The sequence below is a fragment of the Clostridium sp. KNHs216 genome (assembly GCF_006714885.1).
Classification (GTDB): Bacteria; Bacillota; Clostridia; order Oscillospirales; family Acutalibacteraceae; genus Caproiciproducens.
The window spans coordinates 2234649-2257382 of the sequence record NZ_VFMF01000001.1; the positions used below are offsets into that span (position 1 = coordinate 2234649).

The 22734-nt window shown below is 55.0% G+C and carries 19 protein-coding genes and 1 riboswitch; of the genes, 11 read left to right on the forward strand and 8 right to left on the reverse strand.

The annotated features are described in order from the left end of the window. The first annotated feature begins 16 nt into the window (after nt 1–16). Nucleotides 17–529 (forward strand): DUF6323 family protein, encoded by a 513-nt coding sequence (locus LY85_RS10855; protein WP_243122531.1) that lies wholly within the window; start codon nt 17–19, stop codon nt 527–529. Beyond that, on the forward strand, nt 519–1169 hold the full coding sequence (locus LY85_RS10860) for a DUF6179 domain-containing protein (RefSeq protein WP_141826650.1): 651 nt from the start codon (nt 519–521) through the stop codon (nt 1167–1169). The genes LY85_RS10855 and LY85_RS10860 overlap by 11 nt, the downstream gene beginning before the upstream one ends. Nucleotides 1170–1190: 21 nt before the next feature. Here LY85_RS10860 and LY85_RS10865 read toward each other — a convergent pair whose 3' ends face one another. The 6 genes from LY85_RS10865 to LY85_RS10890 form a co-directional block, all read right to left on the reverse strand. Next, nucleotides 1191–2009, reverse strand: coding sequence for an OmpA family protein (locus LY85_RS10865; protein WP_141826651.1), 819 nt, complete (start codon nt 2007–2009; stop codon nt 1191–1193). Then, the gene (locus LY85_RS10870) at nt 1999–2844 is read right to left on the reverse strand and encodes a MotA/TolQ/ExbB proton channel family protein (protein ID WP_141826652.1); all 846 of its coding nucleotides are present in this window, start codon (nt 2842–2844) and stop codon (nt 1999–2001) included. Before LY85_RS10870 ends, LY85_RS10865 begins: the two co-directional genes overlap by 11 nt. Before the next feature lie 200 nt (nt 2845–3044). Then, nucleotides 3045–3584 carry a rubrerythrin gene (rbr, locus tag LY85_RS10875; RefSeq protein WP_038326154.1) on the reverse strand — a complete coding sequence of 180 codons (540 nt, stop codon included), beginning with the start codon at nt 3582–3584 and terminating at the stop codon, nt 3045–3047. Nucleotides 3585–4280: 696 nt separating this feature from the next. Beyond that, entirely contained in the window at nt 4281–5375 is a 1095-nt protein-coding gene (gene ychF / locus LY85_RS10880) for a redox-regulated ATPase YchF (protein WP_141826653.1), read from the reverse strand. A gap of 82 nt (nt 5376–5457) precedes the next feature. Then, on the reverse strand, nt 5458–7617 hold the full coding sequence (locus LY85_RS10885; RefSeq protein ID WP_141826654.1) for a Tex family protein: 2160 nt from the start codon (nt 7615–7617) through the stop codon (nt 5458–5460). A gap of 32 nt (nt 7618–7649) precedes the next feature. Beyond that, nucleotides 7650–8432: a heparan-alpha-glucosaminide N-acetyltransferase gene (locus LY85_RS10890; RefSeq protein ID WP_141826655.1), complete on the reverse strand. Its 783-nt coding sequence runs from the start codon at nt 8430–8432 to the stop codon at nt 7650–7652. 213 nt (nt 8433–8645) lie between these two features. Here LY85_RS10890 and LY85_RS10895 point away from each other — a divergent pair, with 213 nt between their 5' ends. From LY85_RS10895 to LY85_RS10935, 9 genes are all read left to right on the forward strand, one after another. Then, complete coding sequence (locus LY85_RS10895; protein ID WP_141826656.1) at nt 8646–9029, forward strand: thioesterase family protein; 384 nt, start codon at nt 8646–8648, stop codon at nt 9027–9029. Nucleotides 9030–9041: 12 nt separating this feature from the next. Beyond that, nucleotides 9042–9701 carry an HAD hydrolase-like protein gene (locus LY85_RS10900; RefSeq protein ID WP_141826657.1) on the forward strand — a complete coding sequence of 220 codons (660 nt, stop codon included), beginning with the start codon at nt 9042–9044 and terminating at the stop codon, nt 9699–9701. Between the two features lie 57 nt (nt 9702–9758). Then, nucleotides 9759–9871, forward strand: a riboswitch (TPP riboswitch). Between the two features lie 81 nt (nt 9872–9952). Further along, a complete protein-coding gene (gene thiT / locus LY85_RS10905) occupies nt 9953–10525 on the forward strand; it encodes an energy-coupled thiamine transporter ThiT (protein WP_141826658.1) in 573 nt (190 codons plus the stop codon). Between the two features lie 296 nt (nt 10526–10821). Further along, complete coding sequence (locus tag LY85_RS10910; RefSeq protein ID WP_141826659.1) at nt 10822–11616, forward strand: VTT domain-containing protein; 795 nt, start codon at nt 10822–10824, stop codon at nt 11614–11616. Nucleotides 11617–11862: 246 nt separating this feature from the next. Beyond that, entirely contained in the window at nt 11863–13488 is a 1626-nt protein-coding gene (gene ilvB / locus LY85_RS10915) for a biosynthetic-type acetolactate synthase large subunit (protein ID WP_141826660.1), read from the forward strand. Between the two features lie 13 nt (nt 13489–13501). Beyond that, nucleotides 13502–14002, forward strand: a complete 501-nt coding sequence (gene ilvN / locus LY85_RS10920) for an acetolactate synthase small subunit (RefSeq protein ID WP_038326165.1) — start codon at nt 13502–13504, stop codon at nt 14000–14002. An 81-nt stretch (nt 14003–14083) separates the two neighbouring features. Continuing rightward, nucleotides 14084–15085, forward strand: a complete 1002-nt coding sequence (gene ilvC / locus LY85_RS10925; protein WP_038326166.1) for a ketol-acid reductoisomerase — start codon at nt 14084–14086, stop codon at nt 15083–15085. 142 nt (nt 15086–15227) lie between these two features. Beyond that, the gene (locus LY85_RS10930) at nt 15228–15989 is read left to right on the forward strand and encodes a DUF975 family protein (protein ID WP_141826661.1); all 762 of its coding nucleotides are present in this window, start codon (nt 15228–15230) and stop codon (nt 15987–15989) included. Between the two features lie 682 nt (nt 15990–16671). Further along, the gene (locus LY85_RS10935) at nt 16672–17619 is read left to right on the forward strand and encodes an IS30 family transposase (RefSeq protein ID WP_141825577.1); all 948 of its coding nucleotides are present in this window, start codon (nt 16672–16674) and stop codon (nt 17617–17619) included. 391 nt (nt 17620–18010) lie between these two features. Here LY85_RS10935 and LY85_RS10940 read toward each other — a convergent pair whose 3' ends face one another. Both LY85_RS10940 and LY85_RS10945 read right to left on the reverse strand, forming a co-directional pair. Next, entirely contained in the window at nt 18011–20104 is a 2094-nt protein-coding gene (locus tag LY85_RS10940) for a methyl-accepting chemotaxis protein (protein WP_141826662.1), read from the reverse strand. 247 nt (nt 20105–20351) lie between these two features. Beyond that, nucleotides 20352–22412 carry a diguanylate cyclase gene (locus LY85_RS10945; RefSeq protein ID WP_185741190.1) on the reverse strand — a complete coding sequence of 687 codons (2061 nt, stop codon included), beginning with the start codon at nt 22410–22412 and terminating at the stop codon, nt 20352–20354. Between the last annotated feature and the right edge of the window lie 322 nt (nt 22413–22734).

Genomic DNA, 22734 nt, shown 5'->3' on the forward strand with positions numbered 1-22734 from the left:
TAAGGGGGATTTTTGATTGGACAGCCGCCTTTCCGCCGTCTTTTCTCTCAACCTGTTTTCCGACCCGACCGCCGCCGCCCAGCTTTTAAGCCTGAATGAAAAAACGGAGCCTCTGGGTCTGACGCTTTCCCCCACGGACGTTTCCGCGCTGATTCAGTCGCGCACCGAAGCGCTCAACGCAAACGGACGCATTGAAATCGGCAGCGCCACCATCGGCCGTCTGGTCGAAGCCTTCTGCGGCTCCGCCTACCTCAGCCAGCAGAATTATTCTCCGGTCCTGCACGAGCTGATCGAGCTGTTTTATTACTATAAAAATGAGACGCTCGACCTGATTTCGGACAATGAGCTGATCGCTTTTATGAAGGACGCCTTTGAAAACCGCTGCGGCGGTTCGCTGGACCTGCTGGCGAACCGGGAACTTCAAAAGCTGGCGGAAAATCTGCGCTTCGGCCGGGAAGACTACACCAATATGGACCCGGAGCCGGACGAGCTGGATGAGGACGAAAAGGAGGATTTGGATGAACAGTAACGCAGCGATCGCCGCTTTTTTAAACCCGGAGGAAATTCAGGATGTGCAGGCCCGCCTGCTGAACATGCTCAGCGAGGAAATTCTGCGGTACACGGGCTACGAAAGCAATTCGGTGCCGGTGGAAACGGCTCAATCCCTTTTTGAATCCATGCTGTACTGCATGACCGCCTACCTTAACACCCTGCCCGACCCGTACGCCGCGATGCGCGCGTTTGATTTGCAGCAGATTTTTTTCAGCGGGCTGGAGCTTGTCAAGCAGTATGCTGCCGAATGCAGACAGCTTTTGAAGAAAGTGAAGGAGACCCGCGTGCAGACGGAGCTGATCGCCTACAATCATACGATCGATTCCGAAATCGGCCTGCTGCTGAAGGGCTATGACGCCCGGTTTCAGGCGCAAAAAACCACGGAAATCAGCGACATGGCAAACATCAGCTATCCCCTTTTCAGCGATGATCTGAGCGTAACGGGGATTCTCTATATCCGGAATTACCTTCTGGAGCTGCTTGAGGAAAACGAATTCTGCGCCGGGTACGGCAAAAATTATATCCGCAGCCTGCTGCTGACCCACGGGGTCAGGCACCATCTGGACTACCGCGAAATGCTGGTCAATATCAAAGAGCTGATTCTGGAGCAGAAATAGGCGGGCCGTTCGATTTTCCGCTCACGGAACCTCGACGACGATCACTTCGACCCTGCGGTTCTGCTGTCTCCCTCCGGCGGTGCCGTTGTCCGCGATCGGCCGGTATCCGCCGTACCCCACCGCCTGGAACCTTTGCGGGGCCAGCTTTTCCGTATCCGTAAAATACCTCAGCACCTTGGTTGCGCGGTCGCAGGAAAGCTCCCAGTTTGACTGGTAGTTTCCCGTATCGACGGGCTGGTTGTCGGTGTGTCCGGCGATGATGATGTCGTTTGACAGCGACCCGATATATTTGCCGATTTTGTCAAGGACCGTATAGCTCTCCGGCCGCAGCTGCGAGCTTCCCTCGTCAAAAAGCACCTCGGCCTGAATGTCGAACACGATGCCGGTCTCGACCTGCTGTACGCTCACCGTGCCTTTCAGGCTGTTGCTTTCCACAAACGATTCCACTTCATTATACGTGGGCTTCTTGCCGGCGCTGCCTTTGGCCGCGGTACTGACTTTTTTCGTACTGCTGCTTTTGCTTGCGGTACTCTTGCCCGCCGCCGTTTTTGCCGCGGCGCTTTTGCTGCTCGAGCTGCTTTTACTCGCGGTTCCCGCGGCGGAGCTGTTTTTGTCGATATAATAATACGCGGCCGTCTCCCCCGTACTGCTCTGGTCCGCGGCCTGACTGGCGGCGGACGCAGCCGGGGCGGCGGAAGCGGCCGGTATTTGGTTTGCCCCTTCTTTCTGCACCGCCATGGCGTACAGAATAATAAACAGGAACAGCAGCAGCGTCATCATATCGGCATAGGAAATCAGCCAGTTGTCCTCCGCGTTTTCCAGGCTGTTTTTAAGCGACATGGTTCTTTACCTTTTCGTCGCCGCGGCTCTTGAGATTTTTGATATCCACCAGCTCGTAGCCCAGCTTTTCCGACGGCGACAGGAAAGCCTTTAAATTATCTTCCATAATTCTGGGGCTTATTCCCGTCTGGATGCCTATGATGCCTTCCAGAACCATCTGCATTCTGTTGATCTCTTCGGAATTTTTGATATCCAGCTTATTGGCGAGCGGAGAAAATACCAGGTTGGCCAGAATGACCCCGTAGAACGAAGTGACCAGCACGGTCGCGAACGCGGCGGAGAACTTGCTCATATCCTGAAAATTCCCCATCATCTGAATCAGGCCCATAAAGGTGCCCAACATCCCGAACGACGGCGCGAGGTTCGCCCACAGCCGGAACAGCTGGATGCATTTTTTATGTCTTTCGGCGGTGTTTTCGATTTCCAGCGTCTTGATCCTTCGGAGCGTCTCTTCATTTGTGCCGTCAATGACCAGCATGATCCCTGATTTCGTGTATTTGTCGGTGATTTTTTCCAGACTGTTTTCCAGCGATAAAATTCCCGATCTGCGCGCCTGTTTGGACAGCTCCACAAACAATTCGATGGTCTTTTTTTTGGGAAGCTGTTTGTCCAGAAAAGCATTTTTCAGGATGGACGGCACGCTTTTCAGCGTATCCCATTGGAAGGCGACCACAATGGCGCACAGCGACCCGCCCAGCACAATAAAAATCGACGGGACATCATAAAAAAGCAGCAGCGCGCTTCTGATGTCCTTTTTTCCCCAAATGGCGCTGATAGCGATTACCATAGCCCCGCAAATCAGACCAAAGGCAGTGGAATGATCATGTTTTCTCATCTTTTTCCCTTCAAATCTACTTGATATTGATCGTTTTATAACATATATCGTTTGATTCTACAGAAATTTAATAATCTTATTTTTAAAACATATTAAGTTTTTATAAAGAAAATGATAAAATATGTGACTCTGCATTTTCTGCCGTCAACCAAAAAAGGCAAAGCACCGTTTCCGATGCTTTGCCTTTTTGAAAGCTAAGATTAATAGTTGACCGCTCTGCGCTCGAAGTAGGATTGCGGATGCTTGCAGGCGGGGCATTTTTCCGGCGCGTTCTTGCCGATATGGATATACCCGCAGTTGCGGCAGACCCAGACGGTCTCTTCCCCTGCTTTGAAGACGATGTCTTCCTTTATATTCTGCAGGACCTTGCGGTAACGCTCCTCGTGGCTCTTTTCCACGGTCGCGATCAGGCGCATGGTCTGTGCGATCTCGGTAAAGCCTTCCTGTTCGGCGACATCGGCAAATTCCTTGTACATTTCCGTCCACTCGTACCGCTCGCCGCTTGCCGCGTCGTCCAAGTTGTCCGTTGTCGGGCCTACTGCGCCGCCATGCAAATATTTAAACCACAGCTTCGCGTGTTCTTTTTCATTGTTGGCAGTCTCTTCAAAAATGGCCGCAATCTGCTCGTATCCGTCCTTTTTCGCCTTGGATGCGTAAAAAGTATACTTGTTTCTTGCCTGGGATTCACCCGCAAATGCAGCCAATAAATTCGCTTCTGTTTTACTTCCTTTTAATTCCATGATAAAATTCCTCCTTCAGATAAATTTCCATATAGAATAGAATTTGTTTGCCTGAGTCAATTATACATCAGGAAATCGCCCCAGGCAAGAAAACATCCAATATTTCTTCCAGTAAATGGGACCTGCCACCTGCCTCCCTCCGTGAGGGAGGTGGCGCGCCCGGCGCGACGGAAGGAGTCAATTACGTATAACTGTCTGAGAGCATCGCCGTAGGCGCGTGCCGACCGGCAGGTCCGCGCCCGGCGCGACGAAGGGAGTTCGTTGGGAAGCACAGTGCTTCCCGAATTCCTGTTTCTAATCGTCAGCTCTGCCCTCAGGCCGGGCGGGCCCCTACTTTCGGTTCTTGTACGAAAGTAGGCAAAGTACGCGCAGGGGGATTTTTAATTCCCGGCGGGAGCGCTCCATAAAATCCCCCTGCACCCCCCGGTATCCCCAAAGGGTCTTTATAAAATACGAAACCTGCATGGTTTTCATTGACGAAAGGATACGGAAACTGGGATTAAACTCCTTCGGGGAAGGGACAGAATTCCCTGCCCCCCTCTTTGAGGGAGGTGTCGCGCCCGGCGCGACGGAAGGAGTTTCGGAACATCAAACTCCGATTGAACGTAAGCCGACTGGAATCATCGCCGTAGGCGCTTCCCGACCGCATGGTCCGCGCCCGGCGCGACGGAAGGAGTCCCCGTGAGTCCCCGTTTATCAGACGTTGAACCGGAACAATACGATGTCCCCGTCCTTCATCACATACTCTTTTCCTTCGCTGCGGACAAGACCCTTTTCCTTCGCTGCGGCCATGGTGCCGCACGCCATCAAGTCGTCGAACGCGACTACCTCGGCGCGGATAAAGCCGCGCTCAAAGTCGGTGTGGATTTTTCCGGCCGCCTGCGGCGCCTTCGTACCCTTTTTGATCGTCCACGCGCGCACCTCCGGCTGGCCCGCCGTCAGGTAGGAAATGAGCCCCAGCAGGCTGTAGCATGCGTTGATCAGGCGGTCAAGGCCGGACTCCTTAAGGCCCATGTCGGAAAGGAACAGCTCCTTTTCGTCCTTGTCCATACTGCCGATCTCCGCTTCGATCTCCGCGCTGATGGGCAGAACGCCCGCGTGCTCGCTGTCGGCGATCTCTTTTACCACCTTAAAGTATTCATTGTTTTCGATTCCGCCCTTAAAGTCGTCCTCGCTCACATTGGCGGCGTAAATGACCGGCTTGTTGGTCAGAAGGGAAACGGAGTTGAGCAGCTCCGCCTCTTCTTCGGTACACTCCACGCTGCGCGCGGATTTCCCGGCGTCGAGCGTTTCCCTGACACGCAGGAAAAAGTCGTATTCCACCTGGTATTTTTTATCGGCCTTGATCATCTTCTGCGTTTTGTCGATCCGGCGGTCAAGGACCTCCATATCGGAAAGGATCAGCTCCAGATTGATGGTCTCAATATCCCTTTTCGGGTCGATGCTCCCCTCCACGTGGATGATGTCGTCGTTGACAAAGCACCGCACCACATGCACGATCGCGTCGGACTCGCGGATATTGGCAAGGAATTTATTGCCGAGCCCCTCGCCCTTGCTCGCGCCGCGCACCAGCCCGGCGATATCCATAAACTCGATGGTGGCGGGGGTGTATTTTTCCGGATGATACATTTCCGCCAGCTTGTCCAGCCGTTTGTCCGGCACCGCGACCACGCCCACGTTGGGCTCGATGGTGCAGAACGGATAGTTCGCGGACTGCGCGCCCGCGTTTGTGATCGCGTTGAACAGGGTGCTTTTGCCGACATTCGGCAGCCCCACAATACCAAGCTTCATATTTTAATTCCCTCTTTGTCTCTGTTATTCATGACACTATTATAAAGGTTTATATTCCCCGATGCAAGGCGGTTTCTCCCCGTCAGCCGATTTCCCCGCTCTTCATGGTCAGCGCAATGCGCTTTTTCGCGGTATCCACAGACAGCACGCGTACCTTGACCACATCGCCGACCTTCAGCACCTCACCCGGATGCTTGATGAATTTGTCGCAGATCTGCGAAATATGGACAAGGCCGTCCTGATGCACGCCGATATCCACAAATGCGCCGAAATCGATCACGTTGCGCACCGTGCCGGAAAGCTCCATGCCGGGCTTCAGATCCTCCATGCTCAGCACGTCGGTGCGCAGCATGGGAGCGGGCAGCTCGTCGCGCGGGTCGCGGCCCGGGCGCAGCAGCTCGGTCACAATGTCCCTGAGCGTCGGCACGCCGATGCCGAGCCTGTGGGCGGCGCTGTCCGCCCCGATCTTCTCCACCCGGTTTTTCAGGTCGCCGATGCCGTTCTTTTTCAGGCTGTCCATGTCGTAGTCGCACAGAGAAAGCAGCGCCTTTGCCGCGTCGTACGATTCGGGGTGGACGGCGGTATTGTCCAGAATGTTTTTGCTCTCCGCCACGCGCAGGAAGCCCGCGCACTGCTCAAAGGCCTTCGGTCCCAGCTTCGGCACCTTTTTCAGCTCGCTGCGCGAGTGGAACGCGCCGTTTTCCTCCCGGTACGCCACAATATTTTTGGAGACCGCCGCGGAAAGCCCGGCGATTTTTTCCAGCAGGGACGGCGAAGCCGTGTTCAGGTCCACGCCCACGGTGTTCACACAGTCCTCGACCACGCCGCCGAGCGCCTCGTCCAGCTTCTTTTTCGGCATATCGTGCTGGTACTGCCCCACACCGATGGCCTTGGGGTCGATTTTGACCAGCTCGGCCAGCGGGTCCTGCATCCGCCGCGCGATGGAGACCGCGCTGCGCAGGGTGACGTCGAACTCCGGGAACTCCTGCGCGGCGAGCTTGCTCGCGGAGTAGACGGACGCGCCCGCCTCGCTGACCACCATATAGGAAACGCCGCTGTGCAGCGCTTTGATCACGTCGGCGGCAAACATCTCCGTCTCTTTCGACGCCGTTCCGTTTCCGATCGCAATGACTTCCACTTTATATTTCAGAATAAAATTGGTAATGACTTTTTTTGCTTCCTCCACCTTCGCCTGCGAATGGGTGGGATAAATCACGCCGGTGTCCAGCACGCGGCCGGTCGGGTCCACCACGGCGACCTTACAGCCCGTACGGTACCCGGGGTCCAGCCCCATGGCCACCCGGTTTTTGACCGGCGGCTGCATCAGAAGCTGGCGCAGGTTGACGGAAAAGACCTTGATCGCGGCCTCCGCCGCGGCCTCGGTCAGGGCATTGCGGATTTCGCGCTCAATGGACGGAAAAATCAGCCGGTCGTAGGCGTCCTCCGCGGCCTCCTGTAGGGCCTCCTCACAAGGACTGTTGCCCTTCACGCTTGCGGAATATACGATATTTAGCCCTTTCAGGCGCTCCAGCTCCACGCTTACCTTCAGAAAGCCTTCCCGCTCCCCGCGGTCGACGGCCAGCACCCGGTGCCCGGCGATTTTCGCCGCCGGCTGGCGGAAGTCGTAATACTGCGCGTAAACGGAGTCCTCGTCCGGCTTCGCCGCCTTGGAAACCACCTCGCCCTGCGCCATGGCGACCACGCGCAGCCGCTTGCGGATACCCGCGTCGTCGGAAATCCGTTCCGCAATAATATCGAGCGCACCCGCGAGCGCGTCCTCTGGCGTTTCCACGCCCAGCTCCGCGTTTACATAGCTTTCCGCCATATCGATCGGGTACGCGCTGTCTTTTTTCTGCTCAAAAATCGCGTCCGCAAGCGGCTCAAGGCCCTTCGCCTTTGCCACGGACGCGCGCGTTTTGCGCTTGGGACGGAACGGCCGGTAAATATCGTCGATTTCGGAAAGGGTGGACGCGGCGGCCAGCGCGGCGGCGATTTCCTCCGTCATGCATTCGGCGGCGGTAATCAGGTCCGTAACCTCCTCCCGGCGCTTCTGCAGCGCGCGCAGGTACTCCAGCCGCTCCGAAATCTCGCGCAGCATCTGGTCGTCCAGCGAGCCGTGCGCTTCCTTGCGGTAACGCGCGATAAACGGGATGGTGTTCCCCTCGTCGATCAGCTCAATGACCTTCTGCACCTGCCACTGCTGTAAATGAAACTGTTCCGCGATCAATAACGCAAAATCCATAAATATCCTCCGAAAATTCTTATTCTAAGCCTTCAGCCGCGAACCCACTGTACGACGGCGGAAACGGCGTAGCACACACCGTAGATCACCGGCTGGTGAACCACATAAATAATCAGCGCGTACCGCCCCAGCCAGGAGAAAAACGGCACGCGGGAACGGTACATAAACGCCGGGAACCGCTCCTGCGCGGCAAGCTTGCCCAGAAAGGTACCCGCCGCAAACACAAACATCCACGGAAAAAGCGGGAAATAGTCCGCGCTGCGGAACGTATTGCTGTAAAGGCCGAACGGCGCGAGCCAGTCGGTATGGTACAGGGAAGGAGACAGCGTCACCCCCCATTCCGGCGAAAGGCCGAGATACCCCCTTGAAATCCCCATGGTCAAAAGGTACAGCAGCGCGCAGACGGCGACCGCCGCCCAGGAGAAGCGGAAGCGGTCGGCAACCGGTTTCAGCAGCCCGTAAAGAATCATGCAGACCGCCAGAAAATGCAGGATGCCGAACACGATCAGCTCATCCGGAAGGACGAACCAGGTCGCCAGGGTGACCACAAGCGCGACCCCCAGCAGCTTGAACCCGCGCGTAAGGTTGGAGTGGGACAGATTTGAGGAAATGCCGGAAATCAGCATAAACAGCCCGGCGTAAAAAGGCTCCGCGGGCATAAAGAAGTTCAGCAGGAGCATTCCGATTTTCAGGTTGTACAGGTAGGCAAGCGTATAAAAGCCATGGTAAAACACCATGCAGAAAACCGCAAAGCCGCGCAGCTCATCCATAAAATAAATTCGCCTGCGCCCTGCCCCTTTGATTTGATTCGGCATTCGTTCACCCTCCGATTTCGGATTTGCACGGTCAAAACCGGCGTTTCGCATAGGAATGAAAGGGATAACCGCTGAAAGTTCTATATTTATAAATCCCCAGGATCATGTTATAATATAGACAATGTCATGCGCCCTGTTTTCAGGCCGCACGGAAGCGGGGCCCTGATGAAACCGCTTATTTTTTATTATATCATGGTACAGGAGGTAATTTCAATGAAAGAGACAAAATTGACCCGCGAATACACGGTTACCGAGGATATGCTCGCGGTGAATATCGGCAGCGGCAGCGTTCGTGTTCTTGCTACCCCGATGGTCGCCGCTTTTTTTGAGGGTACGGCAGCACAGCTGGCCCAGACATATCTTGAAGACATCTACACCACCGTCGGCTCCGTCATCACGGTGAACCACCTGAACCCCACGGCGCCGGGCTGCAAGGTAACGGTCAGCGCGGAACTGACCGAAGCGGAAGGCAGGGTCTACCGGTTTCAGCTCGAAGCCTACGACAATGCGGGCCTGATCGCGACCGGGACCCACGAGCGCGTCAGCGTGAAAAAGGAAAACTTCGCCGCCAAAGCGGAAGCAAGAAAAAACAAGTAAGGCAGGCTAACGATGAAACCGATTTATGATCTGATTATTTTTGACCTGGACGGCACACTGACCAATTCCGAACCCGGCATTACCAGCTCGGTAAAATATGCCCTTGAAAAAATGGGACAGCCGGTGCCCGACATTTCCATCCTGCGCAAATTCATCGGCCCGCCGCAGTGGCACAGCTTTGTCCATTACTGCGGACTGACACAGGAGCAGACCGCGCAGGCGGTCAAGAATTACCGCGAAATATACGAGGTCTCCGGAGCGTTCCAAAACAAGCCCTACCCCGGCATGATCGATTTTCTGGAGGAGCTGCGGGCAAACGGCGCTACGCTTGCCGTTGCCACCACCAAGCCCGCCAGAATCACCAGCCGTGTGCTGGACTATTTTGACATGACAAAATATTTCGCCCACGTTTCCGGCCCGGACGATTCGGAGCGCAGCGGCGACAAGAGCATTCTGATCAACTCCTGTCTGGACGCCTGTCATGTGAAGCCGGACCGCGCCGTCATGATCGGCGACACGGTTTACGATACGGTAGGCGCCCGGAATTCCGGCACCAACTTCATCGGCGTTCTGTACGGCTTCGGCACCCAGGAGGACATGCAGGCACAGGGCGGCAAAGTTTTTGCCCGCGATATCGACGAGCTGAGAGGTATGCTTCTGAAAGATTCCTGAATCCGACGGAAATCCCCTTGACAAACCGGAATTGTTAAGGTATGCTGAACATAAGAACTGAATATACAGGGGCGCTGAGTAACCTCGGCTGAGATGAAGCGAACTGACGTTTATGTCCCTTAAACCTGATCTGGATAATGCCAGCGTAGGAAAAGATGATTTTTAACGCTCTGTGGCATCACAGGGCGTTTTTATTTTCCCTCAGGTAATTTTTCAATTTCAGTTCCATATAATTGACTGGAGGGTATTTTATGAAAAAGAACACGACCGTTATCCTTGTGGAATGCGCGCTGATGATCGCGATGTCCACCGTACTGAGCATGTTCAAGATTTTTGAGCTGCCGCAGGGCGGCGCCGTTACCTGCGCGAGCATGGTCCCGCTGGTGCTGGTCTCTTACCGGCACGGCCTGAAGTGGGGCATCTCCACCGCGTTTGCGCACAGCCTGCTGCAGATGATTATCCAGTTCAACGCGCCGCCGGCAAACACCTTCGGGGCGTTCGTCGCCGTCGTTCTGCTGGACTATGTTCTGGCGTTCACCGTTCTGGGCACCGCCGCCTTCTTCGGCAAGCCGTTTAAAAGCAGGGCAGCCAGCGTCGCCGTCGGTTCCGTTGCCGTTGCGTTCCTGCGGTTTCTGTGCAGCTTTTTGTCCGGCATCCTGATCTGGGGCAGCTACGCGCCCGAGGGCACACCGGTCTGGATTTATTCCTTAACCTACAACGGCAGCTACATGCTTCCCGAAGCGGTCATCACCGCCGTTGTCGCGGTCGTGCTGATCCGGGTCCTTGACCGTGTGGAGCACCGTGCTCCCGGAAACGCATCCTGAAACAGGAATAACAGCTGAAAAGGAAAGCATGAAGCGCGGGGTTCCGTCCTTCATGCTTTTTTATCGCTTCCAGTGTTTTTTCCACCCCTGCGGCAATTCCATTTCAGTTTGCGGGACAAAACGCAAACTTGTTGCAGAATCAACTGGAAATGCTGTAACCCATCCCATTTTATACAAAGCGAAAATAAGCAGTTTTCATAAAACGGGAGGAGGCAGGAGGTGCGTATCTATTTACCATACGGGAACATTTTTGTGGTATACTATTCCATAGAACCCATGAAACGAGGCTATGCCGGGTGACGATTCTTCGAACGGGGTCAAAAAAGAAAAAAACCGGCCCCCCGCCGGAAATAACCGCCGCCGACCTGCCGGAAACGGCGGGCCCGACGCTCCGCGACCGGCTTCTGGGCGGGGCTGTGCTTCTTGCGGCCACGGGGCTGTTCCTCTGGCTCACGGTCGTTCTGTGCAGACCGCTTCTGTCGCTGCTCCGGGACCCCGACCGGTTTGAGAGCTTTATCCGCAGCCGGGGCGCGATGGGCCGCGCCGCCTTCCTGGGTATTCAGATTCTGCAGGGCTTTCTCCCCATCCCGCTGGAGCTGACGACCATCGCGGGCGGCTACGCCTTCGGACGGGTGCAGGGCAGCCTGCTGACCCTCTGCTCGGTGGTGATCTCCACCACCATTATCTTTTATTTCACCCGGGTATTCGGCCACCGGCTGATCGGCCTGTTCTTCACCCCCGCCCAGCGGAAACACATCCGCTACCTGCGCAGCCCGAAATCGCGCGATACCTTTTACTGGATCGTTTTCCTGATTCCCGGAATGCCCAAACGCCTGTTCGTGTTTTCCGCCGGGCTTGTGCCGCAGGATTTCGGCAAATTCCTGCTGATCTCCACCCTTGCGCGCATTCCGTCCCTGCTGGCCTGTTCCTTCGGGGGCTGGGCGCTCTTCAGCGGCAATTACACACAGGCCGCCGTCCTCTTTGCGGCGACCGGCGTACTGAGCGCCGCGGGCTACCTGCTGTACCGCGCCGTTGCGAAGCATCCCAATAAAAAGAGCGGGATTTCCGTGCTGAAAAAGAAAGAACGGTAATTTATCCATTTAAACCACTAAAATGCCTTGACTCATAACGGTAAAAAACATATAATAATTAGAAACACATCCGGCGGCGCGCCGGGGGAAGTTTCCCAACCGTATGGTCTGCCCTCAGGCCGGGCAGGCATAGCCTGACTGGGGGAGTCTGCGTATGCCTTCCCTTGCTCTCAGGAGAGCATCGCCGAAGGCGCTTCCCGACCGGCAGGTCCGGCGGAACGAATCAATTATAAGAGGTGACTGTTTTTGATAAGCGGAGCAGAAATAATGGCGGAATGCCTAAAAAACGAAAACGTGCAGATCGCCTTCGGATATCCCGGAGCAGCGATCTGTCCCTTCCTGGATTACCTATATCGCTCGCCGATCAAAAACGTTCTGGTGCGCGAGGAGCAGAACGCCGCCCATGAGGCGAGCGGCTACGCCCGCGCAAGCGGGAAACCCGGCGTCTGCGTCGCGACCAGCGGGCCGGGCGCGACCAACCTGATTACCGGCATCGCGACGGCCTATATGGACTCCATCCCGCTGATCGTCATCACGGGGCAGGTCAGCTCCGAGCTTCTGGGCCGCGACGTGTTCCAGGAGGCGGACATCACCGGCGCCTGCGAGCCGTTCACCAAGCATTCCTATCTGGTGAAAAGCGCCGCGGACCTTCCGCGGATTTTCAAGGAAGCCTTTCATATCGCTTCCACCGGCCGCCCGGGGCCGGTTTTGATCGACGTTCCGGTGGATATTCAGATGGAAGAGGTACCGGAATTCGTCTACCCGCAGAAGGCGAACATCATCGGGTACAAGCCCCGCACCACGGGACATGCCATGCAGGTCAAAAAGGCGCTCGCGGCCATGGCCGAAGCGAAGCGCCCCGTTCTTGTCTGCGGCGGCGGCGTCGTGCTTGCCGGGGCGCGGGACGAGCTGGTCGCCTTTGCGCAGAGCAGCGGAATCCCGGTGGTTTCCACCATGATGGGCATCGGCGTGGTCCCCATGGACAGCCCGCTGTACCTCGGCATGATCGGGATGCACGGCCACAAAAACGCCAACCGCGCCATGCATGAGGCCGATTTGATCATCCTCTGCGGCGCGAGGGTCGGCGACCGGGCGGTGTCTGCGCCGGAACAGATGGGAGAAAAGGCAACCATTATCCATATCGATATCGACCCCGCCGAAATCGGCAAAAATGTGACCGCCCATATCCCCATCGTCGGCGACATCCGGCTGGTACTGCGCGATTTCATCGAGCAGAGCGCCGTTTCCGTTCCGAAGGAGTGGATCGACGCCGTACTGCGGTATAAAAAAGAATTCGTTCCGGGCGGAGAACCGGACAACAGCAGCGGTTTTGTGGAGCCCCGCTCCTTTATGCGCGTGCTTTCCTCGCTGATGGAGGAGGACGCGATTTTGACCGCCGACGTCGGCCAGAACCAGATTTGGGCCGCGCGCAATTTCAACGTAAAGGAAGGCCGGTTCCTGACCTCCGGCGGTCTGGGGACCATGGGCTACGCGCTCCCCGCCGCCATCGGCGCAAAGCTGGCCAAGCCCCGCCGCCAGGTGCTGTGCATCTGCGGCGACGGTTCCTTCCAGATGGCCATGTGCGAGCTGGGCACGCTTTGCCAGAACGACGTCAACATCAAGATGATCGTGATGCAGAACGACCGGCTGGGCATGGTGAAGGAAATACAGGACAACAAGTACGGCAGCCGTTACGCGATGACCCTGCTGCAGGGCAACCCCGATTTCGTGAAGATCGCGGAAGCTTACGGCATTCCCGCGGCGCTGGCCACCTCCAACGGGGAAGCGGAGCGTCTGGCCAAAGAAATGTTCGCGTCCGACAGGGCTTTTATCCTGGTGTGCCGGGTCAACCCCGACGCGCCCACGATATAGGGAGGGCAGGAAAATGAAATACACCCTTTCGATTTTAGTTGAAAACCAGCCCGGCGTCCTCTCAAAGGTGTCCGGCCTGTTTTCCCGCCGCGGCTTCAACATTGACAGTTTAGCCGTCGGCATTACCGAGGACCCCGCCATTTCCCGCATTACCATTGTGGTGAACGGCGACGAATATATTGTGGAGCAGGTGGAAAAGCAGCTCAACAAGCTGATTCCCGTCATCAAGGTCAAGGTGCTGCAGCCCGACCTGTTCATCAGCTGCGAGCTGTCGCTGATCAAGGTGAACTGCCCGACAAAGCAGCGCGCCGAAATTATGAAAATCGTCGAGCTGATGCACGCCCAAATCGTGGACGTGGCCACCACCTCGCTGACCATCCAGCTGACGGACAACGACGAGCGCACCCAGACGCTCATCAGCCTTTTAAAGCCCTACGGCATCAAGGAAATCGTCCGCGCGGGCACCCTTGCCATTGAAAAAGGCCCCACCACCGCCCGCAAACAGAACAGCTGACCCAAGCCACCCAACCCTTATGCGGCAGCGCCGTCTAAGTGTTTCGTTAATATTTTGCCATCAGGCAAGGAGGAATTTATCATGCCAAAAATCTATTATCAGGCAGATTGCGACATCAATCTGCTCAAAGGTAAAACCGTCGCTATTATCGGCTACGGCAGCCAGGGCCACGCCCATGCGCTGAACCTGCACGACAGCGGAGTCAATGTAGTGGTCGGCCTGTATGAAGGCAGCAAGAGCAAGGAAAAAGCCGAGGCTGCCGGTTTGAAGGTTTTGAGTGTCCCGGAGGCCACCAAAGCCGCGGACATTATTATGATTTTAATTCCCGATGAGCGCCAGGCGGATATGTATAAGAAGGACATTGCCCCTTACCTTACGGAGGGAAAAGCGCTTGCGTTTGCCCATGGCTTTAACATTCACTACGGCCAGATCAAGCCGCCGAAGGATGTCGACGTATTCATGATCGCCCCGAAGGGCCCGGGCCACACCGTCCGCAGCGAGTTTGTCGCCGGCAAGGGCGTTCCCTGCCTGATCGCCGTCGAGCAGGACTACACCGGCCACGCGCAGGACATCGGCCTTGCCTACGGCGCGGGACTCGGCGCAGCGAGAGCCGCCATCATGGAGACCACCTTCAAAATCGAGACTGAAACCGACCTGTTCGGCGAACAGTGCGTGCTTTGCGGCGGCGTGACCGCCCTGATGCAGGCCGGCTTTGAAACCCTTGTGGAAGCGGGCTACGCTCCGGAAAACGCCTACTTCGAGTGCATCCATGAAATGAAGCTGATCGTTGACCTGATCTACCGCGGCGGCTTCGGCCTGATGCGCTACTCCATCAGCGACACCGCGGAGTTCGGCGACTACGAGACCGGCAAGCGCCTGATCACCGACGAGACCAAGAAGGAAATGAAGAAGGTCCTCGGCGAAATTCAGGACGGTACCTTCGCTTCCAAGTGGATTGCGGAAAACAAGAACGGCCGCTCGCACTTCAACGCCTGCCGCCGCATCGGCGCAAGCCATCAGCTGGAGGAAGTCGGCAAAGAGCTTCGCAAAATGTATGCGTGGAACGACGATCCGATTGACTAATTTCACGATTTAAAACATATAATCAAAAAGGCATGGATTCCGCCGCATCTTTTTCCGGGGCATCTTACGATACGGGAACCTGTTTCCGATGCCGTGTGGAAAGGCGGCGGAATATTTTTGACGAATGAAGGGAGCCATTGTTATGTGGGACAGAGGGATTCTGAAATCCAATGCGAAAATTGCGCTGGGAGGACGGTACTGGACCGCATTCGGCGTATCGCTGCTTGCCGCGGCTATTATTGAAGGATTTTCATGGTCGACAAGACGGTTCACGGTCAGCTTTGACAACCTGCCGTGGAACGAAGGAATCGCGTCCGTTATGGCCATAGTGCTCAGCCTGTCCGCGATCCTGATTGCCCTGATCGGCTTTCTTTATTATGTCTTTGTTGCTCTGCCGGTCACTATCGGTGAAAGCCGGTATTACGTGCACAACCATTTCGGCGCGTCGGATTTCGGCACGCTGTTCAGCAGCTTCCGCTACGGCTACGTCAACAGCGCCGCCGCCATGCTCGTTACGGAAATCTTTATAGGGCTCTGGTATCTTCTGCTGATTATCCCCGGTATTATCAAACAGCTCGAATATTCCATGGTGAAGTATCTCCTTGCGGATAACCCCAACCTGACGGGCAGCCGCGCAAGGGAACTCAGCCGCATCCTGACAAACGGCGAAAAGGGCGCGATTTTCGTGCTGGGCCTTTCCTTTATCGGGTGGTACCTGCTCGGGGCCATTTGCTTCGGCGTGGGGATTTTATTTGTGAATCCCTATTATCAGGCTACCATGGCGGAGCTTTACATCTTCCTGCGCGACCGCGCGATCCAGACCCATCAGATCGACCCGGCGGAGCTGGGGCTGGTTCCCCCCGCCGGACCGTATTATAATCCGGAAAATCCCCCCATTCTGTAAGGCTGTTCCTTACAGCGCAGGAAAATTAAATTTTTTTAAATGCAAAAGACGGCGGGCCGCGCAAACCAGGGGGACACTTTCCCGGAATGCGGGTCCGCCGCCTTTTTTGTCCGCAAGGCACAAAAAACGCCGTACAGGAAATTTTTCCATATACAACGTCATCAAAGTGCCGCGAACCTAAGATACCCCCTGTACAAAATGAAAAACAGGCGGTATAATAGTAACCGCAGAGCGCTGAGTATTCAGCTGTGTATGGAGCTTGGACCTCCGTATGCAGGGCGGGTGGTATTGCCGTACCTTCCGCCTGCTTTGCACTTTTTATTCGTGCCTTACACGTTGATTATAGCGCGTTTTTCAGGGATGCGCAATATCAATTGCAAATATTTTCCAAAATTTTCAAATCGGGCCGCCATGTTTCAACATGACGGCCCTTTATTGGACCATGCGGTCGGCGGGCGGACCTGCCGGTCGGCACCGGAAGGAGTCTCTGCCTGCTTCATTGACGCATCGCCGCAAGGTAGGAGCTGATCGTCAGCTCTGCCCTCAGGCCGGGCGGGCCCCTACTTTCGATCTTGGGCGGATTAAAATAACAAGTGCAACAGGAGGATAGACAGAGTCCACAAAAAGCCAAATCCATGATACAGTAGGAGTTGAAGAGACACCACTGAAGGAGAGGCTTTTTATGGACTACCACCATCTTACACCAAAAGAGCGCGCATTGATAGCCCAATTGTGGAATAACGGAATCAGTATGCGACAGCTTGCACGCAGGCTACAAAGGAGTCCCGCGACAATCAGTCGGGAGATCAAAAGGAACCGTTCGGGGCAAAAATATCTGAGCGTTCCGGCACAGGCTAAATATTTGGAACGACGTATGAAATGCCATCGAACGAAGCTGTATCAGGACCTCGATCTGACATCTTATATAGCGGAAAAACTGGAGCTGTCATGGTCCCCCGAACAAATTTCCGGAAGAATCCGGTTAGACTATCCAGACGACGAGAACATGAAGATTTCGCACAGCAGCATTTATCGTTGGCTGCATACAAACCTTCTGCCGCGTTCCGTGCAGCTTACGATGAAACTGCGTCACTATGGCCGCAAGCATGGAGAAACCCGCGGATACAAAGCCGGCGCGAGGGAAATTCGGGAGAGAAGCAAAGACGTTCTGCGGCGAAAACGGCTCGGAGATTGGGAGGCAGATACAATCGTATTCGGGAAAACGAGACATACCTATTTGCTGAATGTGACCGATCGAAAAAGTCGGTACTCCTGCCTTGCCGTCCTGTGCAACAGTAAGAGAGAAGAGGTCATGCGGGGCTTTGAGTTCTTCTTTGAAGGAGGCAAACTTCCGCTCCGTACGGTAACATCGGATCGAGGGATCGAATTCAACTGTCATCATGAATTTGAGAGCCGCTTTGAGGCACTGTACTATTACACTCGCCCTGCATCTCCATGGCAAAAACCCACTGTGGAAAATACGAACGGATTGATCCGTCAGTTCTTTCCCAGAGGAACTAATTTTACCGAGCTTACCCCAGAAGCCGTGGCTTTTGTCATGCAACTTCTCAACAACCGACCGCGTAAATGTTTGAACTGGAAAACTCCTGCTGAGGTCATATCTTCCTAACTGTTGCACTTCACTTGACAATTCACCCTTGTCCGAAAGTAGGCAAAGGACGCGCAGGGGAATTTTGGACCTGCCGGTCCGGGAAGCGCCTACGGCGGACTCGACTGCAAGCAAAAAGATGAATGGGTCGCTAATTCCGTCGTTCTAAGTAACGGCGGGAGGGTTCCATAAAATCCCCCTGCACCCCCAAGTATCCCCAAAGTGTCTTTGTGAAGTACGGGACTTGTATGGTTTTCATTGACGAAAGGATACGGAAGTCGGGATGAAACTCCCTCAGTCAGGCTGCGCCTGCCAGCTCCCTCAAAGAGGGAGCCGAAACAGCGGGAGTCTATATAAACGGAAGGGGCCGCCATGCTCTGCATGGCGGCCCCTCCGTTCTGGGAAATGTCTTTCAGCCGTATTTTTCAACTACCGTGGGAAAGCTTTCAGCCGTCCCCTTGGACTCCGGTGGGGCGGCCTTCAGCGGGACGACCGCGGCGGCCTTTTTCGCCGCGCCCTCTCTCAGGCGGAATTTCGCCGCAAGCGTGCGCAGACGCCGTGCCTGTGCGGACAGGTCCTGGCTGACCGCCGCGTTTTCCTCCGACGTCGCGGAATTCGTCTGTACCACCTGCGCGATCTGTTCGATCCCCTGCGTAACCTGCTCCACGGCGGCGGCTTCGTCGCCGGTCGCCTCTGAAATTTCCGAAATCAGCCCGGCGGACTCGCTTGTCCGGGTTCTGATGTGCTGGAAAGACTCCGCGGTGGAGTTCGCGACCGTCATTCCATTGTTGACCAGCGAAATCGTGTTCTCGATCAGCTTTGCGGTCTGGCCCGCGGCCTGCGCGCTCTTTCCTGCCAGATTCCGCACTTCGTCCGCTACAACGGAGAAGCCCTTGCCCGCCGCCCCGGCCCTTGCCGCTTCGACGGCGGCGTTCAGCGCCAGAATATTGGTCTGGAACGCAATGTCCTCGATCGTTTTGATGATCTTCCGGATTTCCGCCGAGGCCGAATGGATGTCGTTCATGGCGGACAGCATCTGCTCGATATCGCGGTTGCCCTTTTCCACCGCCGTGGTGGATTCCTTCGCAATGGAGCTGGCGACCGCCGCGTTTTTCGCGGTTTTCTGTATCTGGCCGGAAATTTCGGAAATGGTGGCGGAAAGCTGTTCCGTCGCGCCCGCCTGTTCCGAAGCGCCCTGAGAAAGCGCCGCCGCTCCGCTCGAAATCTGCTCCGAACGGAGGGAAACGGATTCCGCCGCGTGGTCAATGTCGGAAAACACCCCGTTCAGCGAATCAACGATCTGGTCAAGCGCGCTCTTGATCTCGGAGAAGTCGCCCAAATACTGCATTTGGGTCTTTACCGTCAGGTCCCCTTTGGAGACCGCGTTCAGCACCTCCGAAATTTCCCCGATATACATCTGCAGGCTGCTGAGTGTGTTTTCAAGCGCCCCGGCCACCTGACCGACCTCGTCCTTTGTGTCGACCGTCAGTTTTACGGCGTCCTTGTTGCTGATGCCGATTTCCCCGTGCTCCATGTTGTTGGCCAGCGTCACGACCTGACCGAGCGGCTTTTTGACCCGTTTGCGAACGATCCTGCCCAAAATCACGGTGGCAATCACCATGACTACCAGCGCCGCGCCGATCGATACGGCCACGGTCTGCATGGAGCGCTGTTCCGTCGCCGCAATGCTCTTTCCGGTAAACATCGCGCCGATCGCCTTTCCGTCAAATCCTAGAATCGGGACATAATTCACCATCATGGACGTACCCATCACGTCCATTTTTCCTGTATAATTCTGCTTTCCAGTCAGAACCTTCTGCGCGACGGCCGCGTCCATTTTCGTGCCCGTCTGGCGCTTCTGGTCCTTCATCAGGGTGGTGTTGACCCGCTCGTCCCCGTAAAACACCGCGAAGTCACAGCCCGTGTACTGCTTGAGCTGGTCGATGACGTTGTGGTCCTCCAGCGACTGTACGGTGGAAATCATGCCGATCAGGTTCCCGTACCGCTGCACTGGCGTGCCGCAGCAGATGCTGAGTGTCTTGCCGGAAACCGCCTCGTTTACGACCACGCTCTTCCCTTTCATGGCTTCCTGCACATGGTTGAGCTTTGAAAAGTCGGGAAGGTCAAAATCAGTGGTTGTGGAGTACAGCAGGTTTCCCCGCGCGTCCGTCAGAAAGGCATAGCTGATGTTGTAGGCCTTCACCCGGTTTTTCATGGATTCCACAATACTGTACTGGTTGCCGCCGGCCACCGCGTTCAGAAAATCGGCGTCCTGGGACAGCTCCTGTCCCGCCTGCCTCAGGTTTGCCTCATAATTGGACAGGATATTGTCCAGCCCCTGCATGGCGGTTTGATTCTGCTCCTCGTAGGTATCCTCAAAAATCCAGCCCGTAAACAGGGAATTGATGGATACGACAACGGCCAGAGCGATCGCCAGCGTCCCGATAAAAAACACGGACAAGAGAGTACCCAAACTGTTTTTCCGAATTTTCCCTCTGCTTTTCAAAAAACTCACTCCTCAAATAAATTCAGGTCTGAGCCGGACATTCGCCGCAGTATCTTCCTCATTATAATTATCGGCAGGCAGCATTATTTTTTAATTTTTTATCGCAATTATAATCCACAATGTTTTGCTCTGTTTTTTGGTTGTCTATCTAAATTTGTTATTATAACAACATTTAAACTATGGATAATATACAAAATACCGCCTTGCCGGAAAGCATGGCGGTATCTTCTGTCTTTCTATGCGCTGCCTACAGCGCGGCCTGAAGGCCGCTTGTTTCGTACAGGCTGCACTTGTCTTTTCCGCTTTTCTTGGAACAGTACAGCGCCTCGTCCGCGTGGCGGTAAAGCTCTTCAAAGCTTGTGCCGCCGTACGGGTAGAACGCCCCGCCCACGCTTGCCGAAATTTTATACATCTCGTCCGCACCCGTATAGGCGCAGTGGAAAATTTCACAGATATCGTTCATCTTATCCCGGAGCAGGCCCGCCGAATCAATGTCCCTGATAAAAATAATAAATTCGTCGCCCCCGGTGCGGCCCACGATATCCGACGCGCGGAACAGCCGCTTGATGTCTGTGGAAACCTTTTTCAGGACCGCGTCGCCGAAAATATGCCCCAGCGTGTCGTTGATATCCTTAAAATTGTCAATATCCACGATAATCAGGCCGTGAAGGGTACTTTTCTCCGATTTTTTCAGGCACTCCTCAATCATGGACTCGGTGGTCACCTTGTTGTAAAGCTGCGTCAGCAAATCCATTCTGGACCTGCTTTCCAGCTTCTGGATCATTTTTTTCTGGTGGTCGGTGTCCACGATCAAGCCGATCGCGCGGTAAGGCTCTTTATTTTCGTCGTACAGAATCTTGATGTTTACCGTGCACCAGATGTACTTGCCGTCGACGTTTTTCATCCGCACATCGGTCGGCCCGGGCTGGCCCCCGGCCCTGATCCTGCGGAAAAGCTGCGACATGATCTCCTGGTCGGCGGGGTGTACCTGTTCAAAATTCGGGATATCGGAGCCGGGCACCTGTGCTGCGGTGGAAAAACCAAATTTATTTGTCCAGTAAACGGTATGATAAATATGGTTCTGACGGATGTCCCATTCAAAAACGACCTGATTGGTTTCTTCCATAATCAGCGCATACCGCGCCTCGCTGACCTTGAGCACGTCGGTGTCCTCCTTTATTTTTTCGATCAGATGGTTAAAAGCGGATGCCATTTCGGCAAACTCGCCTTTGTAACAGGCGGGCAGCCGGGTCTGGTAATCCCCTTTTTCCACCCTGACAAATTCCGCGGACATATCCCTGAGCGGGTTGAGAAATCGGTTGGCGGCCATGTAGGCGCAGCTGATCAGCGCTGCCGCCAGCACCAAAAGCGCCGCAAAATAAACCTTTAACATGCTCTGGAACGGACTCGCCAGCTCATTCGCCTCGACCGCGCTCAAAATAATCCAGCTCTTCCCCGCAACACGGGAATAGTAGCCGAATTTTTCCATTCCGCCCGCCCAAAAGCGGATAACGCCGTTGGGGTTCTGGTCCAGGTCGATATTTTCGAGCTTTTTTCCGCTGAGATCCCCTTCCAGCTTGATCTGGTCCGCGCTGTCCATCCGCTGGCCGACGCCCAGTATGTTTCCGCTGACAACGCTTCCCACGGAGTCCAGAATGACGGTCCGGCCCGTTTCCATAAAGGTCTGGCGGGTGATGAGGTCCAGGTAAATCATGTCGATGGAGGACTGGATGGAGCCTTCGTAGACACCGTCCTTATAAATCGGCACGGCAATCACAAAATAGTTCTGGCCGTCAATAAAATCCGGTTCGTGCATCATATCGGAAATATACAGCCCGTACGCCGGAACGGTCCGCATGTCCACCTTGAGAAAGGCCGGCTTTCCGATCAGCCGGCTGTCGTCGGACGCGATAATGACGCCTTTCCGGTTAATCAGGCTGGAGCGCCTGACAAAATTCCCCTTGGAGTCGCCCTGCCCGTTGATGGTCTGTTTGTCGGTCATCGTTTTGAAGGTGTTCACCGTAATCGTCCGGTACTGCTCCAGATCCCTGTCCGACGCCCCCGCGTTGGACGAAATCAGGAGTTCCTTCACCCCCGGCAGGTCGGAAGCCACTTCCAGCGCCATTTTCCGCTGGCTGAAAAACTGGTCCAGGTTGTTGGCCGTCTGCATGGCGGTGGACTTCACGTTTGCCTGTAAAAGCTGAGAAGTGTTGCTTTGAAAAAAGAGGATGCTGAACACCATCACCAGAACCATCGGCAATATGGAAAAGACAGCCAGCAAAACAGTAAGGTACTTCCTGATTCTCAACCGGCTGCCTTCTTTCATTGTGGATTTCAAATGTAAAATTCTGTAAATTTATTATAACAGAAAATCCTTTTAATTCAATAGAATAATTTGGTACATGCAAATAATCACATAAATCTTTTTAATTTATTTTTATTTAAATTTAACAATTTTTTTGTGACCAACTAAAAAAGCAACAAAATCAGACATAATCCGCTGTTTACCGAAACGGATTCGGTTTTTTATTAAGCGGGCTTTCTCTTCCGGCCGTGTGCGGAAAAGGGCATAACGAAAGGCGCCGTTTCCCCCAAAAAACGGCGCCTGATGGGGAGGTCTATTGAAAGTG

Coding starts and splice junctions, on each gene's coding strand:
- LY85_RS10860 (WP_141826650.1), top strand. CDS start 519: ATGAACAGTAACGCAGCGATCGCCGCTTTTTTAAACCCGGAGGAAATT.
- LY85_RS10865 (WP_141826651.1), bottom strand. CDS start 2,009: ATGTCGCTTAAAAACAGCCTGGAAAACGCGGAGGACAACTGGCTGATT.
- LY85_RS10870 (WP_141826652.1), bottom strand. CDS start 2,844: ATGAGAAAACATGATCATTCCACTGCCTTTGGTCTGATTTGCGGGGCT.
- rbr (WP_038326154.1), bottom strand. CDS start 3,584: ATGGAATTAAAAGGAAGTAAAACAGAAGCGAATTTATTGGCTGCATTT.
- ychF (WP_141826653.1), bottom strand. CDS start 5,375: ATGAAGCTTGGTATTGTGGGGCTGCCGAATGTCGGCAAAAGCACCCTG.
- LY85_RS10885 (WP_141826654.1), bottom strand. CDS start 7,617: ATGGATTTTGCGTTATTGATCGCGGAACAGTTTCATTTACAGCAGTGG.
- LY85_RS10890 (WP_141826655.1), bottom strand. CDS start 8,432: ATGCCGAATCAAATCAAAGGGGCAGGGCGCAGGCGAATTTATTTTATG.
- LY85_RS10895 (WP_141826656.1), top strand. CDS start 8,646: ATGAAAGAGACAAAATTGACCCGCGAATACACGGTTACCGAGGATATG.
- LY85_RS10900 (WP_141826657.1), top strand. CDS start 9,042: ATGAAACCGATTTATGATCTGATTATTTTTGACCTGGACGGCACACTG.
- thiT (WP_141826658.1), top strand. CDS start 9,953: ATGAAAAAGAACACGACCGTTATCCTTGTGGAATGCGCGCTGATGATC.
- ilvN (WP_038326165.1), top strand. CDS start 13,502: ATGAAATACACCCTTTCGATTTTAGTTGAAAACCAGCCCGGCGTCCTC.
- ilvC (WP_038326166.1), top strand. CDS start 14,084: ATGCCAAAAATCTATTATCAGGCAGATTGCGACATCAATCTGCTCAAA.
- LY85_RS10930 (WP_141826661.1), top strand. CDS start 15,228: ATGTGGGACAGAGGGATTCTGAAATCCAATGCGAAAATTGCGCTGGGA.
- LY85_RS10935 (WP_141825577.1), top strand. CDS start 16,672: ATGGACTACCACCATCTTACACCAAAAGAGCGCGCATTGATAGCCCAA.